At 58.2% G+C, this 14,432-nt stretch carries 16 protein-coding genes and 1 tRNA gene; 8 read left to right on the top strand and 9 right to left on the bottom strand.

Annotation, left to right across the window (positions count from 1 at the left end):
* The first annotated feature begins 5 nt into the window (after positions 1–5).
* The 3 genes from SJY32_RS04815 (at position 6) to coaD (ending at position 2,087) form a co-directional block, all read left to right on the top strand.
* On the top strand, positions 6–902 hold the full coding sequence (locus SJY32_RS04815; protein WP_376872253.1) for a LysR family transcriptional regulator: 897 nt from the start codon (positions 6–8) through the stop codon (positions 900–902).
* A 122-nt stretch (positions 903–1,024) separates the two neighbouring features.
* Entirely contained in the window at positions 1,025–1,459 is a 435-nt protein-coding gene (locus SJY32_RS04820) for a CBS domain-containing protein (protein WP_376872256.1), read from the top strand.
* 127 nt (positions 1,460–1,586) lie between these two features.
* Positions 1,587–2,087 (top strand): pantetheine-phosphate adenylyltransferase, encoded by a 501-nt coding sequence (gene coaD, locus SJY32_RS04825; protein ID WP_376872259.1) that lies wholly within the window; start codon positions 1,587–1,589, stop codon positions 2,085–2,087.
* Positions 2,088–2,162: 75 nt separating this feature from the next.
* Here coaD and gap (SJY32_RS04830) read toward each other — a convergent pair whose 3' ends face one another.
* From gap (SJY32_RS04830) to purB, 5 genes are all read right to left on the bottom strand, one after another.
* On the bottom strand, positions 2,163–3,164 hold the full coding sequence (gene gap, locus SJY32_RS04830) for a type I glyceraldehyde-3-phosphate dehydrogenase (RefSeq protein WP_376872262.1): 1,002 nt from the start codon (positions 3,162–3,164) through the stop codon (positions 2,163–2,165).
* A 195-nt stretch (positions 3,165–3,359) separates the two neighbouring features.
* A complete protein-coding gene (locus SJY32_RS04835) occupies positions 3,360–3,503 on the bottom strand; it encodes a hypothetical protein (protein ID WP_376872264.1) in 144 nt (47 codons plus the stop codon).
* An 8-nt stretch (positions 3,504–3,511) separates the two neighbouring features.
* Positions 3,512–4,516, bottom strand: a complete 1,005-nt coding sequence (gap, locus tag SJY32_RS04840; RefSeq protein WP_376872267.1) for a type I glyceraldehyde-3-phosphate dehydrogenase — start codon at positions 4,514–4,516, stop codon at positions 3,512–3,514.
* A gap of 196 nt (positions 4,517–4,712) precedes the next feature.
* Positions 4,713–5,771, bottom strand: a complete 1,059-nt coding sequence (locus SJY32_RS04845) for a flagellar motor switch protein FliG (protein ID WP_376872269.1) — start codon at positions 5,769–5,771, stop codon at positions 4,713–4,715.
* A 170-nt stretch (positions 5,772–5,941) separates the two neighbouring features.
* Positions 5,942–7,246 carry an adenylosuccinate lyase gene (purB, locus tag SJY32_RS04850; protein WP_376872271.1) on the bottom strand — a complete coding sequence of 435 codons (1,305 nt, stop codon included), beginning with the start codon at positions 7,244–7,246 and terminating at the stop codon, positions 5,942–5,944.
* Positions 7,247–7,324: 78 nt separating this feature from the next.
* Between purB and SJY32_RS04855 the strand changes: the two genes are divergently transcribed.
* Positions 7,325–7,741: a DUF6314 family protein gene (locus SJY32_RS04855; protein WP_376872273.1), complete on the top strand. Its 417-nt coding sequence runs from the start codon at positions 7,325–7,327 to the stop codon at positions 7,739–7,741.
* A gap of 82 nt (positions 7,742–7,823) precedes the next feature.
* Positions 7,824–8,444 carry an FMN-binding negative transcriptional regulator gene (locus SJY32_RS04860; RefSeq protein ID WP_376872275.1) on the top strand — a complete coding sequence of 207 codons (621 nt, stop codon included), beginning with the start codon at positions 7,824–7,826 and terminating at the stop codon, positions 8,442–8,444.
* Between the two features lie 89 nt (positions 8,445–8,533).
* Here SJY32_RS04860 and glnA read toward each other — a convergent pair whose 3' ends face one another.
* Complete coding sequence (gene glnA, locus SJY32_RS04865; RefSeq protein WP_376872278.1) at positions 8,534–9,943, bottom strand: type I glutamate--ammonia ligase; 1,410 nt, start codon at positions 9,941–9,943, stop codon at positions 8,534–8,536.
* A 99-nt stretch (positions 9,944–10,042) separates the two neighbouring features.
* A complete protein-coding gene (locus tag SJY32_RS04870; RefSeq protein WP_376872280.1) occupies positions 10,043–10,381 on the bottom strand; it encodes a P-II family nitrogen regulator in 339 nt (112 codons plus the stop codon).
* Between the two features lie 396 nt (positions 10,382–10,777).
* On the opposite strand from SJY32_RS04870, the gene SJY32_RS04875 reads away from it, so the two are divergent.
* On the top strand, positions 10,778–11,752 hold the full coding sequence (locus SJY32_RS04875; RefSeq protein ID WP_376872282.1) for an NAD(P)H-hydrate dehydratase: 975 nt from the start codon (positions 10,778–10,780) through the stop codon (positions 11,750–11,752).
* Positions 11,753–11,774: 22 nt separating this feature from the next.
* Here SJY32_RS04875 and SJY32_RS04880 read toward each other — a convergent pair whose 3' ends face one another.
* Positions 11,775–12,350, bottom strand: a complete 576-nt coding sequence (locus SJY32_RS04880) for a Hint domain-containing protein (protein WP_376872285.1) — start codon at positions 12,348–12,350, stop codon at positions 11,775–11,777.
* 163 nt (positions 12,351–12,513) lie between these two features.
* Between SJY32_RS04880 and SJY32_RS04885 the strand changes: the two genes are divergently transcribed.
* Positions 12,514–12,597 (top strand) — tRNA-Leu (locus SJY32_RS04885).
* 232 nt (positions 12,598–12,829) lie between these two features.
* On the opposite strand, the gene SJY32_RS04890 is transcribed toward SJY32_RS04885, so the two are convergent.
* Positions 12,830–13,147, bottom strand: a complete 318-nt coding sequence (locus tag SJY32_RS04890; RefSeq protein WP_376872287.1) for a hypothetical protein — start codon at positions 13,145–13,147, stop codon at positions 12,830–12,832.
* A gap of 354 nt (positions 13,148–13,501) precedes the next feature.
* On the opposite strand from SJY32_RS04890, the gene SJY32_RS04895 reads away from it, so the two are divergent.
* A complete protein-coding gene (locus tag SJY32_RS04895; RefSeq protein ID WP_376872289.1) occupies positions 13,502–14,395 on the top strand; it encodes a hypothetical protein in 894 nt (297 codons plus the stop codon).
* Positions 14,396–14,432: the final 37 nt, after the last annotated feature.

Here is a 14,432-nt window from a genome sequence, read left to right on the forward strand (position 1 = left end):
GTCGGATGGCGGATTGGGATGACCTGCGCGTGTTTCTCGCGGTTGCGCGGAGTGAAAGCCTGTCGCGGGCTGGGCGTGTGTTGAAATGCGATGCGGCCACGGTCGGGCGCAAAATTGCCCGCTTTGAAGAACGAATGGGCGCCAAGCTGTTCGTGAAATCTCCCCAAGGCTATGCGCTATCGGACGCGGGCGCGCGTCTTGTCAGCCATGCCGAGCAGGCCGAACAGGCCATGGCGGGGGCGGTTGAGGCGCTATCGGGGGATGCGGGGGCGTTGACGGGGCAAGTGCGGATCGGTGCGCCCGACGGATGCGCCAACTATATCTTGCCGCAGGTCTGCGCGGGGCTCATTGCCGATCATCCGGGGCTAGAAATCCAGATCGTGGCCCTGCCGCGGGTGTTTAACCTGTCCAAACGCGAGGCGGATATGGCCATCGCGGTCTCGCGCCCGTCGGCAGGGCGTCTGACCGTGCAAAAGCTTGCGGACTATAACCTCCATCTCGCCGCGCACCGTGATTATCTTGCGTGTCATCCTGCGATCCATTCGAAGGCGGATCTGAAATCGCATCAGATGGTCGGGTATATTCCCGATATGATTTTCGACAAGGAATTGGATTACCTCGCTGAGACGGGTGCGGATCATGCCGCGCTGACGTCCAATTCCGTTGCGGTTCAGATGCAGATGCTGCGCGCGGGCGCGGGATTGGGCATCGTGCATGATTTTGCGTTGGCCTTTACGCCGGGTGTAAAACGGATCTTGATGGATCAAATCTCACTCCGGCGCGCATTCTGGCTGATCCGGCACGACGATGACCGCCGATCGGCGCGGCTCGCGCGGTTGGCGGAGGCATTGGGGCAGGGCATCCGACGCGAGGTGGCGCGATTGGAGGCGCTTGCCGAGTGAGGGCGGCATCGCTGCGCAATAAATAGTTAACACGGTGCGGTTCTGCGCATGTTTGTGAAAGCTATCTTGACAGGACGTCAACCTCGGTGAGACGCTAGGGAGACAATTGCAGGGAGGACGCAATGCAAGTTCAACATATTCTTAAAGAAAAATCCGAAGACGGTGTCGTTACCGTTGTGCCGGGCACGCTTGTGTCAGCGGTTGCGCAGCTCCTCTCCGAGCGCAAAATTGGCGCGGTGATTGTCTCGAAAGATGGAAAACATGCCGAGGGTATCGTGTCCGAGCGCGATATCGTGCGCGAATTGGGCAAGCGTGGCCCTGCCAGCTTAAACGATGCCGTCGACGACATCATGACGCGCAAGCTCGTGAGCTGTACGCGCGGCGACACGGCGCTTGAGGTGCTCGGCAAGATGAGTACGGGGCGTTTCCGCCACATGCCTGTGATTGAGGACGGAGAGATGATCGGGCTGATTTCGATTGGCGATGCCGTTCAGGCACGGTTGAAAGAGCTCGCCATGGAGAAAGACGCCCTGACAGGGATGATTATGGGGAATTGATCCAAACCAAGGGGTTAGCCGCGCATAGCCCGCGCGGCTAAAAATTCGTAAAACGCAGCGTGGCCCTTGCCTTTTACAGCGCAATATTGTTGCGTGCAGTATCCCTGTGCCGGTTGAGGAGGACCCTATGCGCATTGGCCTTTATCCTGGCACGTTTGACCCTATTACCTTGGGCCATGTCGATATCATTGAGCGCGCGATGGCGCTGGTGGATCGCTTGGTGATCGGGGTTGCGATCAATCGCGATAAGTCGCCGCTGTTCTCTTTGGAGGAGCGCGTCGAGATGGTGAAAATCGAATGTGCGCGGATCACGGCGCGGGCGGGGGGCGAAATTATCGTGCACCCGTTCGAAAATCTTTTGATCGATTGCGCGCGGGATGTCGGGGCGTCGGTCATCGTGCGCGGCCTGCGGGCCGTGGCGGATTTCGAATACGAGTTCCAGATGGTCGGGATGAATCGCGCGCTCGATGCGAGCATCGAGACGGTGTTCATGATGGCGGACGCGCGGCGGCAGGCGATTGCTTCAAAGCTGGTGAAGGAGATCGCTCGGCTTGACGGGGATGTCTCGAAATTCGTGACTGAGGATGTGAACACCAAATTGATCGCGAAATATGCCGGCAAGGATTGAACCTTGCTGCGAGAGAATACGAAAAGGGCGCTCACATGAGCGCCCTTTTTTGTTTCAATGGCTTGTGCGCCGATCTTAAAGCAGTTTGCCCATCGCAACGGCCGTGTCGGCCATCCGGTTCGAGAAGCCCCATTCATTGTCATACCACGAAAGGATGCGGACCATGCGGCCTTCCATGACCTTCGTTTGGTCGCAGTGGAAGATCGAGGAATGCGGATCGTGATTGAAATCGGATGACACGTTCGGCACATCGGTATAGCCCAAAATGCCTTTGAGTTTACCGTTCGCCGCCGCGCGGATCGCATCGTTGATTTCCTCAACGGTGGTGTCACGTGCGGCCTCAAAGACGAGATCAACCACGGAAACGTTGGGCGTGGGAACGCGGATCGCAACGCCGTCCAGCTTGCCTTTCAGTTCCGGGAGCACCAAGCCAACAGCTTTCGCCGCACCGGTCGATGTCGGGATCATCGACAAAGCCGCCGCACGGCCACGGTAGAGATCCTTGTGCATCGTATCCAATGTCGGCTGGTCGCCGGTGTAGGAATGGATCGTCGTCATGAACCCTTTGACGATCCCGATCGACGCATGAAGTGTTGCGGCGACGGGCGAGAGGCAGTTCGTCGTGCACGATGCGTTCGATACGATCAGATCTTCCGCCGTCAGCGTATCGTCGTTGACGCCGAAGACGATGGTCTTATCCGCGCCAGCCGACGGCGCCGACACCAGAACGCGGCTCGCGCCGTTTTCGAGGTGGATTTTGGCTTTCTCTTTGTCGGTGAAGATACCTGTGCATTCCAGCACGATATCGACATGTTTCCACGGCAATTCGGCAGGGTTGCGCAAAGCGGTGACCTGAATTGGCCCGCGGCCCACGTCGATCGTCGTTTCGGTTGTGGTCACCTCGGCAGGGAAGCGCCCGTGCACCGAGTCAAAGCGCAACAGATGCGCATTGGTTTCGACGGGGCCGAGATCATTGATCGCGACCACTTCGATATCTGTCCGACCGGATTCGATGATTGCGCGCAACACATTGCGCCCGATCCGCCCGAAACCGTTGATTGCCACCTTGATCGCCATGTTCGTCTCCTCAGACTGAAGATGTGTTTACGCGGGGCCTCGCGTTTGCGCTAACATGCGCATTGCTACGAAAAGGTCAACTGAAAGCTGAGCCTTTGAGGGGCAACTTACATCAAATTCTGTGGGAAGTTAAATGATCCCGCGCATTGCGTGACGATGTAGGGGGCACATGCGCGAGAGACCGCGCAGCGACGTTCAGCGCCAAAACGCAATATATTGCACAAGGCCAAGAATTTCCTTCGCCGTGAACGCAGTTGCGCCCCAATCATTGATCAGGGCGTCCAACGCAACACATCCGATGATCACAGCGGCAAGGCCAATCGCGATCTTGTCTGTCATAGTGCTCCTTACTGGAGGAGCCGTCCCATCGCGCCGGCCACATCGGCCATCCGGCAGGAGAATCCCCATTCATTGTCATACCACGCAAGGACACGAACCGTGCGCCCGCCGACGACTTTTGTCTGATCTGGGGCGAAGATAGACGAATAGGGCGTGTGGTTGAAGTCGATAGAGACTTTTGGCTCGGGATCGTAAGACATGACCATGCCCATATAGCCCGCGGCGGCCTCGCGGACGATCTCGTTGACTTCGGCGGCCGTGACGGTCTTGCCCGCGACAAAGGTCAAATCCACCGCCGAGACGTTCGGCGTCGGTACGCGCAACGCGGTTCCGTCCAGCTTTCCGGCGAGTTCGGGCAGCACTTCGCCCAAGGCTTTCGCCGCCCCTGTCGAGGTCGGGATCATCGCCATGGCCGCGGCACGGGCGCGATACAGATCGGAGTGGCGTCGATCGAGGGTCGGTTGGTCGCCTGTGTAGGAATGGATCGTCGTCATGATGCCACTCTCGATCCCGATCGTATCGTTGAGCACCTTTGCGAGCGGTGCCAAGCAGTTGGTTGTGCACGAGCCATTCGAGACGACATGATGCTCGGGGCGAAGATCGCGGTGGTTGACGCCGTAGACGATCGTTTTGGCGACATTGGTGGCGGGAGCCGAAATCAGCACCCGCTTCGCGCCGCGCGTGAGATGAACACCCGCTTTGTGCCCGTCATTATAGGCACCGGTGCATTCAAGCACGACATCGCAGCCTTCCCAATCCAGCTCGTCGAAGTTCCGCGTCGACATAACGTCAATCGGGCCACGCCCCAGATCGAGCGTATTGCCGGAGACTGTCACTGGCCCACCGAAGCGCCCGTGGACGCTGTCATATTTGAGCAGATGCGCGTTGGTGGCGATCGGACCGGTTGCGTTGATCTTGACGACCTGCACATCGTTGCGCGCAGCCTCAGCGATATGAGCTAAGGTGCAACGGCCGATACGGCCAAATCCATTAATCCCAACGGTGACGGTCATATCGATCTCCTCACTCGCGGCAGGGCCGTGCCGCATGATCCCTGACGGGCTTATGAACAAGGGCGATAGCATGAGGTAGGGTTCTAGAAAAGCTTTGCGGTCAAAGTGTTAGCGGCAACACCTCATGTTTTCGCTAACCGTTTGCGGTAACACTGTGCGTTAGCGGTATCGGGTTTCTCTGTGAGGGGGCGTTCCATCAATCCTCAGCATCGGCCAGTAAGAAAATCTCGCCCGCAGATTCCATCTCACGGATCGCAGACACCACCGCGCCCATCGCTTCCTCCGCATCTTTGGCCTTGATCTTGCCCAAGGCCGCCCCCTCATCGCGGAGGGAGGCCGCCATGCGTTGGGACATATTGGCGAGGATAAACTCTGCCGCGGGGGCCAGCGCGCCGGTCGCGCCCGCCAAGGCGACAACGAGCACTGGTTGTTCGACATTGCGCAGGATTTTGGGGATGTCGCGCGCGTCAATCCGATTGGGGATATTGGCGAAGGTGAAGATCGCCTTGCGGACCTGTTCGGCGAAATCCGCGTCGTCTTCTTCCAACCCTTGCAAGACAGAGTCGCGTGTGGCGGCGGCGGAATAGTTCAAAATCGCGCCGACGCGCTCGACAGGGCCGGTGGTGAAGGCGCGGGCCGGTTGATTATCAAGCTGGCTTGCCAAAGCGACCCCGATCCGGTGCACGGTTTCGGGCGCGACGGCGCCGGTCTGCGATACCGCGTAGGCAATGCGGCGCGCTTTGTCGCCGGGAAGTTTGCTTAACAGGTCGGCCGCTTTTGAAACGGAGAGCTTCGAGAGCACAACCGCCCCGACTTCTGTACTTTCCTCTTCCAAAACGGGGGCAAGAACGTCCGTTCCCAGCCCGGTGAGGCGCTCCCAAGGATCGGCACGCGAACTGCCCGAGGCCATTCGGCGCAGGCGATTGGCGGCGGAGGGGGAGAGTTGGCCATCAAGCAGCTTTAGCGCACCGTCCAGCCCGCCCGGAAACGCGAGCCCCACCGCGTCAAGCTGGTCGCAGAACTCGCGCACCACCTCCGCCATCGTTGCGCGATCAATCAAGCGCATCTCCGCGATTTCCGAGGTGAGGGAGGTCTGCATATCCTCGCTAAGATCGGAGAGCGGAAGCTTCAGCCCCTCGGATGACAGCAAGCGCACCACAATTGCCGCCTTCTGGCGGTTGGTGATCGGTTTGCCGGCACGTGGTGCCGCGGGGAAAGATTGGCCCAGATCGGGCAAGGGCGCGATGGCGTTCATTGTGGTCACTCACGATGAGGGGCGAAGGCCCGCAGGTCAGGCGTCTTGCCTCACTTTCGCACCGTGATGTTAAGGACCGGTTACGCGTCGTCGATCTTTCCATGAAAACGCCCCGCGCAGCGTTTGGCTGGCGGGGCGAGGATCTGTCGCAATGGGCCGGTCTTGGTTGATCAGGCGCCGAAAACGCGTTTGAAAATCGTATCAACGTGCTTGGTGTGGTAGTCCATATCGAATTTCGCGTTCACGCCGTCAACGCCGAGCGCCGCGACCACATCCTTATCCGCAAGCAATTGTTCACGGAAATCGACGCGATCTTCCCAGACTTTCAGCGCATTGCGTTGGACCATCGAATAGGCGTCCTCGCGCGAAACACCGGCCTGCGTGAGCGCCAGCAAAACGCGCTGCGACATCACCAGACCCGGGAATTTATTCATGTTATCCAGCATGTTCTGCGGGAAGATCAGCATTTTGTCGATGACGCCCGTCAACCGGTTGAGCGCAAAATCGAGGGTGATCGTCGCATCTGGACCAATGGCGCGCTCTACCGAGGAATGCGAAATGTCGCGCTCGTGCCAAAGGGCCACGTTTTCCATCGCCGGAATCACCGCCATACGCACGAGACGCGCGAGGCCGGTGAGGTTCTCGGTCAAAACGGGGTTCTTTTTATGGGGCATCGCGGACGAGCCTTTCTGGCCCATCGAGAAGAACTCCGCGCCCTCAAGCACTTCGGTGCGCTGCATGTGGCGGATCTCGATCGCGACGTTCTCAATGGAGGAGGCAATCACGCCGAGTACAGCAAAGAACATGGCGTGACGGTCGCGCGGGATGACTTGGGTCGAAATCGGCTCTGGTGTGAGGCCAAGCTTGGCGCAGACATGCTCTTCCACGCGCGGATCGATGTTGGCAAAGGTGCCGACAGCGCCCGAAATCGCCCCCGTGGCGATATCTTCGCGCACCGCTTTGAGGCGCGCAAGGTTACGATCCATCTCGGCATAGAACCGCGCGAAGGTCAGGCCCATCGTCGTTGGTTCGGCGTGGATCCCGTGCGAGCGGCCCACGCGGACGGTGTCTTTATGCTCCAGCGCGCGCTTTTTAAGGGCGGCGAGGAGGGCTTCCATATCCTTGATCAGGATGTCGGAGGCGCGCACCAGCTGAACATTGAGGCAGGTGTCGAGAACATCCGACGAGGTCATGCCCTGATGCACGAACCGTGCTTCTTCCGATCCGACATGCTCGGCCAGATGCGTGAGGAACGCGATCACGTCATGCTTGGTGACGGCCTCAATCTCGTCGATCCGCGCGACGTCGAATTCGACGTCCTTGGCCTTCCAGACGGCATCCGCATTCTCGCGCGGGATCACGCCAAGATCGGCCATTGCATCGCAGGCATGGGCCTCGATTTCATACCAGATCTTGAACTTGGTCTCGGGCGACCAGATGGCGACCATATCGGGGCGAGAATAACGCGGGATCATCGGCGCGGCCTTTCGGTTGTGGGTGGTTGCGGCAGGTTCTAGACTGCGCAGGCTGGCGGGGCAAGGACGGGGCGCGCGATGGGGTTGAGTTTGGATGATTTTGCGGGCGCGTGGCGTCTGAATTGCGAGATCGCGGATCATCTGACGGGACAAATTGCGCAGTTTGTGGGCGAGGGCAGGCTGCATCTGTCGCAAAATGAGAGCGCCGTATGGTTGGAGCGCGGCGAGATGCGTATCGGGGCGGGGCCGGTTATGCAGGCGGAGCGTCGCTATCTATGGGCGCAGGACGGCGCGCGCATCCACGTCTCCTTCGGTGATGGCCGCCCGTTTCATAGCTTTGCCCCAGATGGGGCGCCGCAGGCGATGCATTGGTGCGACCCCGATGATTACCGTGTGCGCTATGATTTTACCGGCTGGCCGACGTGGCGGACGACGTGGCGCGTAAAGGGGCCGCGAAAAGACTACGAGATGACGACGACCGCGACGCGGCCGTGATCGGGGGTGGTGCGTGCGGCCTTGCGCGGGCGGCGCGCGCGGATAAGACTGCGCGGGGCGTTATTTAGCCGCGGAGTGAACGATGTATTTGCCGACACATTTCAACGAGATCGATCCCTCCGAGATTACGACCCTTCTGGAGAGAAATCCTCTCGGATGTCTTGTCGCGCAGACCGAGCAGGGGCTTTGTGCCAATCACATTCCGATGTTACGCGCGCCGTCAGGTGCGTTGATTGGTCATATCGCCCGCGCGAACGACCTGCATGCGCTTCTTGCGCCAAAGGCCGAGGTCATGGTGATTTTTAAGGGCGAGGAGAGCTACATCTCGCCCAATCTCTATCCTTCCAAACAAGATCATCACCGCCACGTGCCGACCTGGAACTATCAGGTCGCGCATTTATATGGCCGTATCTCGTTTCAGCATGACACCCACCGTAAGCGGGCGGTGGTGGGGCAGCTCACGAAGGTCCATGAGGCGCGGGTCAACGGCGCGGCGCGGTGGAAAATGTCCGATGCACCTGACGACTACATAGGGCAGATGCTCGACGCGATTGTGGCGTTTGAGATTGAGGTGACGCGCGTCATCGCGAAATCCAAAATCAGCCAGAATCGCGAGCCGCGTGATTTTGAGGCCGTGAAGCAGCACATGCAGCAGACGTCGCGCGATATGCTTGCGCAGCGGATGGAGCGTTTGCCGCGCTGACACTGATCAGAAAGTGCGCGCCCGAGATCTGCACCGCATATGAAAAAGGGCGCCATTGCTGGCGCCCTCTCTCAGTATGTTCCGCTCGATTAGACCGAGTAGTACATCTCGTATTCGACCGGATGCGGGGTGTGCTCGTAGCGATACACTTCCTGCCATTTCAGATCGATATAAGCTTCGAGTTGTCCTTTGGTGAACACGTCACCAGCCAACAGGAAGTCCATATCCGCAGTGAGCGATTCCAGAGCTTCGCGGAGCGAGCCGCAAACTGTTGGGATTGCTGCCAATTCTTCCGGCGGCAGATCGTAGAGATCCTTGTCGGAAGCCGGGCCTGGATCGATCTTGTTTTTGATGCCGTCGAGGCCAGCCATCATCAACGCAGCGAATGCGAGATAAGGGTTTGCTGCCGGATCTGGGAAACGAGCTTCGACGCGCTTTGCCTTCGGCGATTCCGTCCACGGAATACGAACAGCGCCCGAACGGTTGCGTGCCGAATATGCGCACAGAACTGGCGCTTCGAAGCCCGGGATCAAACGCTTGTAGGAGTTTGTCGACGGGTTGGTCAGCGCGTTCAAAGCTTTCGCGTGCTTGATGATCCCGCCGATGAAGTAGAGTGCTTCTTGGCTGAGGTCAGCGTATTTGTCGCCTGCGAACAACGGCTTGCCGTCTTTCCAGATCGACATGTTCACATGCATGCCCGAACCGTTGTCGCCTGCCATTGGCTTTGGCATGAAGGTGACGGTTTTGCCGTAGGCGTGGGCCACGTTGTGGATCACGTATTTGTACTTCTGGATGTTGTCGGCTTGCTCGACGAGACCGCCGAAGATCATGCCCAGCTCGTGTTGGCAGGTCGCCACTTCGTGGTGATGCTTGTCAACTTTGATGCCCATACGCTTCATCGTCGAGAGCATCTCGCCGCGAATGTCTTGAGCTTCGTCGATTGGGTTCACAGGGAAGTAGCCGCCCTTGTGACCAGCGCGGTGCGCGGTGTTGCCCATTTCGAACTCGGAATCAGTGTTCCAAGCTGCGGCAGCCGCGTCGATCTGGTACGAGACTTTCGATGGCGAAACCGAATAGCGCACGTCGTCGAAGAGGAAGAATTCTGCCTCTGGGCCGAAGTAGGCCGCATCACCGATGCCGGACGCTTTGAGGTAAGCCTCTGCCTTTTTCGCGATCTGGCGCGGGCAACGATCATAGGCTTCGTTGGTGTCTGGCTCGACCACGTCGCAATGTACGCAGAGCGTTTTTTCGGCATAGAACGGATCGATGTAGACCGAAGTCGCATCAGGGATCAGTTTCATATCGGACTGATCGATCGATTTCCAACCTGCGATCGACGAGCCGTCGAACATGAAGCCTTCTTCGAACCAATCTTCGTCGATCAGATCAACCACCAGCGTCACGTGCTGGAGCTTGCCTTTCGGGTCGGTGAAACGAACGTCGACATATTCGACTTCTTCGTTCTTGATCAGCTCGAGAGCTGCTTTAACTGCGCTCATAGTCAATAACCTTTCCTTGGAGCATATTCTTTGGAAACGGGCAGGCCGCATCCAATCTCGTTCCGACTTGGTGCGGCGCGTGCCGATCCCAAGGCGATATCAGACCGCGTCGTCGCCGGTTTCGCCGGTGCGGATGCGGATCGCTTGTTCGACGGGCGATACAAAGATTTTGCCATCGCCGATTTTTTCGGTGCGCGCCGCCGAGGTGATGGCCTCGATTGCGGTGTCGACGAGATCGTCGGGCAGCACCATTTCGATTTTCACTTTCGGCAGGAAATCAACCACATATTCGGCGCCGCGATACAGCTCCGTGTGGCCCTTTTGGCGGCCGAAGCCTTTGACCTCAATCACCGAAAGCCCTTGAATGCCTGCCTCTTGCAGGGCTTCTTTGACCTCGTCGAGCTTGAACGGCTTGATGATGGCTTCAATTTTTTTCATGGGCTGCGACTCCCCCGCGGTTTGTCAGTTCGGAATAGTTCAGACCATCTTCGCCCGCGCGCTTCAACGGGGGAGCGGCCTGATCTGGGGCGCATCGGGGGTAAATTGTAGTCGTCGATTAATATTTAGGCGTTAAGGCGATAAATTGGACGATTTATAAACTAGAGTCGCGAAACTCGGTTAAACTTACCGCTTATGCTGAGGGATTGGGCGCTCGCATGTGCACGATTTAGCATCCCGTCTGTTTCCTTGGCGAAGCGTGTGCGACGCGGCGGGGGGGGCGGCGGGGTAGGGTAAATATGTTAACGACTTCGTAGACTCTGGGCGCTATTCAATAAGGGCTGAGGCGGGCAGGGCGGCGGTGCGATGCGCGTCAGATGGAAGGCGGTTTGATTTATGGAGTCTCGCGACGATGGATACGCTTTGAGCGGCGCAGGGTCGTTGGCGTCGATACCAGAAGACTGGATCGCCCCGCCTTTGGTGACCATGACGCCGGAGTTGCGCGCAAGGCTCGACAAGGGGGCGTCGCAGGCGTCAGCCCATAAATACGACCATGGCCATGCGCTGGTGTTGGCGGGTGGATTGGGGGCGGGCGGCGCGGCGCGATTGGGCGCGCGGGCGGCGTTGCGGATCGGTGCGGGGCTCGTCAGCTTGCTGTGTCCGCAGGCGGCCTTGTCAGAGAATACGGCGCAGTTGACGGGTGTGATGGTGCGGGTGTTGCCCGATAGTTTTTCGCTGCGCGGGATGCTGCAAGACAAGCGCCTCAATGCAATTCTACTGGGGCCGGGCCTAGGGTTGGCGCGGGCGCGCGAAATGGTGCCGGCGGCCCTTTTCAATCCGCGTGCAACGGTTTTGGATGCGGATGCTCTGTCGGCCTTTGAGGGCGATCCTACGCTTTTGTTCGGCCAGTTGCACGAGGGCTGCGTCCTGACCCCGCATCGCGGAGAGTTTCGCCGTCTGTTTCCCGATCTCGCGGCGCAGCTTGATGGTGCGAGCGGTGAGGGCGAGGCCGATGGTGAAATCGCCCGCGTCCACGGCGATGCCGTGCAGGCCGCGGCATCTCGTGCGGGATGTACGGTTTTGTTAAAGGGGCAAAAAACGGTGATTGCCTCGCCGCGCAGGGATGCGGTGTCGTTGCACAGTGCGACGGGCGCTCGCTCGGCGCCGTGGCTCGCCACGGCGGGGGCGGGCGATGTGCTTGCGGGGCTGATTGTCGGCTTGATGGCACGCGGATTTGAGCCCCATGACGCTGCGGCAGCTGGGGCGTGGCTGCATGTTGAGGCTGCGTTGAGCTTCGGGCCTGGCTTGATCGCGGAGGATCTCCCCGATCAGATCCCTGCCGTTTTACGCGGCGTGCTTGCGGCGCCCTAGCGCGCCGACCGCGAGTGATGCCTTACCGGCCCCGCGTATCATCAGCGCGCAGCTGCACCGCATCGCAGCCAATCTCGACGCCGTTTGCGAAAATGATTTCCGCGCAGTCAAATTCGAGGGTGAACACGCGCTGATGTGAGACGCTCTCACGGGTGATAAACTCGCCGTCCGTCAGGCGGTCGGCAGGGCTCAGAGCTTGATCTTGCTTGGCGAACGCTTGAGCGCGCCAGTCTCGCAGGTGAACCAAGCTGGCGGGAAGCAGCAGCAATGCGTGCTCGGGGCGGTTATGCCCCAACGCCCCTCGATGGACGCAGATCATTTCGCCACTCAATTCGGTGGCGATAAGATTTCGCAAAAGTCGCGCGCCGGAGCGCGTGATCACACGGTCGCCCTGCGCCAAGAACTCGACCGGTATCTCGCCGTCAAGCGTCATAATATGCGCCCCAAGCGCGATTCCCACAGTTGCAGGCATCAACGGCGCAGCGCTGATGGGCGCGGCATCGGTGCAAAACGTGGGGCTTGCATGCAGGAGCATGCTCGCGAGTGTGGGCTCGTGAAGGTCTTGCCTGTCAGTCGGGCCCGTGGACGTTTTCGCCATCGGGATCACCTTATTTTTTTATAATCTGCTCTTATTAACGAAAAGGTTAACGAAACCCGTCGCGGCGCGCGAGCATTTTTCCACGTCATCGCGATAAATTTCCCGAACCTGATCATTTTACCTCTCGCACAACCGGGATGACCTTGCTAGAAGCGCGGCTGTTGCGGGTGTGGCGGAATTGGTAGACGCACCAGATTTAGGTTCTGGCGCCTATGGCGTGGGGGTTCGAGTCCCTTCACCCGCACCACTTTGAAATCAAACGGCTTTTAGAGATGCGATCTCGCCGTTGGTTCGCCCTCTGAACATGTGTTCCCAGTTATGTTCCCAGTTTCACTGTCTGTTTTTGGTATGTTCTTTCGCGTGGATCGCAGACTGACCTGTGGCTTTGACCGCACAGTGATTCACAAATTGAAAGCCAGAACGCCGAGAAGATCGCTCATCACGACGCGTCCGCAATGAGCTGTCGGTTCGTTCACTCGTCACGCCCAGGCAAAGCCGAACCTTTTTCTCCAATCCCGCGCCATTGCAGCATAACTGCCCCTGTCTGGTTGGCAGCCAAACAGGTCTACCGCTTGTCCAGCATCCAAGGCGCGATGGAGCATATCGAAAAAACGGTTGTGGCGGTCGCTATTTCCCGATCGCTGCCACCATAGCGCAGATTGATGCATGGTGCGCGTGTCGGCGCCGGTAAAGCGCGCAATCTGGCCATCGACAACCAGCATCCAGATGCCGGGCTGGTCCGCGAATTCGTTCAGCGTCAGCAGCACAGAGCCATTCTCGAGCGTGAGATCGCCCATTCGAACACATTTGACTGGGAGATCGGAGATTCTTATTGCGTCAGTCCAATAATGGGGTCCGGTATGAGCGATAGTGCATCGTCCGGCATCGGTCTATCGCAGCGGTGGATGCGCTCCGCTCGGTGTAACCGAGTATTGGAGGGTTGAACGAGAACGGCCCTAACCAACCATTCGTGCTGAACGCGGCGAACGGCAGGTTCGCCCCCTTAGCCGAAATCCGATCTGGTCCAGCGCGATTGCCAGCACGATGTATGCTGCCGGCTGTTTGCGCGATCTTTGCTCATGCATTCCTTTAGCAAGATGAGGAGCATGAACTCTGGCAACCCCGATGTCTTTCGCATTAGGATATTTCCTATGGATTGTGTTCTGAATGGAAAATATGCAGATTGGGCACAGATGGTTGACAAAATTAGCTTTGAATCGTTCACAAACTCAGATCACCAACGGGATCATGCTGCTCTCAACGAACTTGCTTTTAAGCTCAACCGAGCATCCGTTCTGATATCTTTGCATGGATATAAGCACGCCTGCGACGAAGGAAAGAAGCAGCATTGCGTAGTCGGATCGCATGTTCTTTCCGCTATCAATTCAATATCGTCAATATTGTCTTTGACTGAGAAACTTAGCGTGCAAGTCAGAGAAGCTGTGCTTCTATCTAGGGGTGTTTATGAAACCCTACTCGTTGGAGCATTTTGCTCCATCGACGGCGGAGCGCGCGCCGATAAAGCTATGCTGCACTCAATTTACAAGACATTTCGAAGCCAGACTCAGCATGCCGACTTGGGACCTGTGCAGGTGAAAGTTTCCCGAACACAGCGAATTGACCGAAATCACCCCAAGGTAATCGAAGCGATGAAACTGTTCGGCAGCTCAAGCAATATCAGGCCGTGCTTTACAGAAACGCGTGCCGAGATGATCAGTGCTATTGCAGGCAAAGATGGGCCAGCAGGCATCCTGTTCTCCGGGGTGGAGGCCATGATCTACGACATTGGATCAGAAATCGTTCACGGCTCATACTATGCATGGGAAGCTTTCAATGAATCTACGGAAGGGCAGCTTGAAAGACTTCAGCGCCACTATCAGACCGCGCACTACGCCGTGTTCTTGTCTACTGCTGCATTCTGCCGAGCCATCAGGGCTAATATGTTACCTTCCGATTTTTTTGAAGATCTGGAAAGCTTCGCCATTGATACGTTAGAGGTCCATGCACGGGATGAGTTAAACGCAGACGGCGATGAGGGAGGTTAGTCTGACCGTCCCCGCATACCAGAACTTAGCTGGTCGC

The sequence above is a fragment of the Albirhodobacter sp. R86504 genome (assembly GCF_042466415.1).
Lineage (GTDB): Bacteria > Pseudomonadota > Alphaproteobacteria > Rhodobacterales > Rhodobacteraceae > Albirhodobacter.

Excerpts from the sequence above, each read along its gene's own strand:
- SJY32_RS04815 (WP_376872253.1), top strand. The coding sequence starts at position 6 with ATGGCGGATTGGGATGACCTGCGCGTGTTTCTCGCGGTTGCGCGGAGT.
- SJY32_RS04820 (WP_376872256.1), top strand. The coding sequence starts at position 1,025 with ATGCAAGTTCAACATATTCTTAAAGAAAAATCCGAAGACGGTGTCGTT.
- coaD (WP_376872259.1), top strand. The coding sequence starts at position 1,587 with ATGCGCATTGGCCTTTATCCTGGCACGTTTGACCCTATTACCTTGGGC.
- gap (WP_376872262.1), bottom strand. The coding sequence starts at position 3,164 with ATGGCGATCAAGGTGGCAATCAACGGTTTCGGGCGGATCGGGCGCAAT.
- SJY32_RS04835 (WP_376872264.1), bottom strand. The coding sequence starts at position 3,503 with ATGACAGACAAGATCGCGATTGGCCTTGCCGCTGTGATCATCGGATGT.
- gap (WP_376872267.1), bottom strand. The coding sequence starts at position 4,516 with ATGACCGTCACCGTTGGGATTAATGGATTTGGCCGTATCGGCCGTTGC.
- SJY32_RS04845 (WP_376872269.1), bottom strand. The coding sequence starts at position 5,771 with ATGAACGCCATCGCGCCCTTGCCCGATCTGGGCCAATCTTTCCCCGCG.
- purB (WP_376872271.1), bottom strand. The coding sequence starts at position 7,246 with ATGATCCCGCGTTATTCTCGCCCCGATATGGTCGCCATCTGGTCGCCC.
- SJY32_RS04855 (WP_376872273.1), top strand. The coding sequence starts at position 7,325 with ATGGGGTTGAGTTTGGATGATTTTGCGGGCGCGTGGCGTCTGAATTGC.
- SJY32_RS04860 (WP_376872275.1), top strand. The coding sequence starts at position 7,824 with ATGTATTTGCCGACACATTTCAACGAGATCGATCCCTCCGAGATTACG.
- glnA (WP_376872278.1), bottom strand. The coding sequence starts at position 9,943 with ATGAGCGCAGTTAAAGCAGCTCTCGAGCTGATCAAGAACGAAGAAGTC.
- SJY32_RS04870 (WP_376872280.1), bottom strand. The coding sequence starts at position 10,381 with ATGAAAAAAATTGAAGCCATCATCAAGCCGTTCAAGCTCGACGAGGTC.
- SJY32_RS04875 (WP_376872282.1), top strand. The coding sequence starts at position 10,778 with ATGGAGTCTCGCGACGATGGATACGCTTTGAGCGGCGCAGGGTCGTTG.
- SJY32_RS04880 (WP_376872285.1), bottom strand. The coding sequence starts at position 12,350 with ATGGCGAAAACGTCCACGGGCCCGACTGACAGGCAAGACCTTCACGAG.
- SJY32_RS04890 (WP_376872287.1), bottom strand. The coding sequence starts at position 13,147 with ATGGGCGATCTCACGCTCGAGAATGGCTCTGTGCTGCTGACGCTGAAC.
- SJY32_RS04895 (WP_376872289.1), top strand. The coding sequence starts at position 13,502 with ATGGATTGTGTTCTGAATGGAAAATATGCAGATTGGGCACAGATGGTT.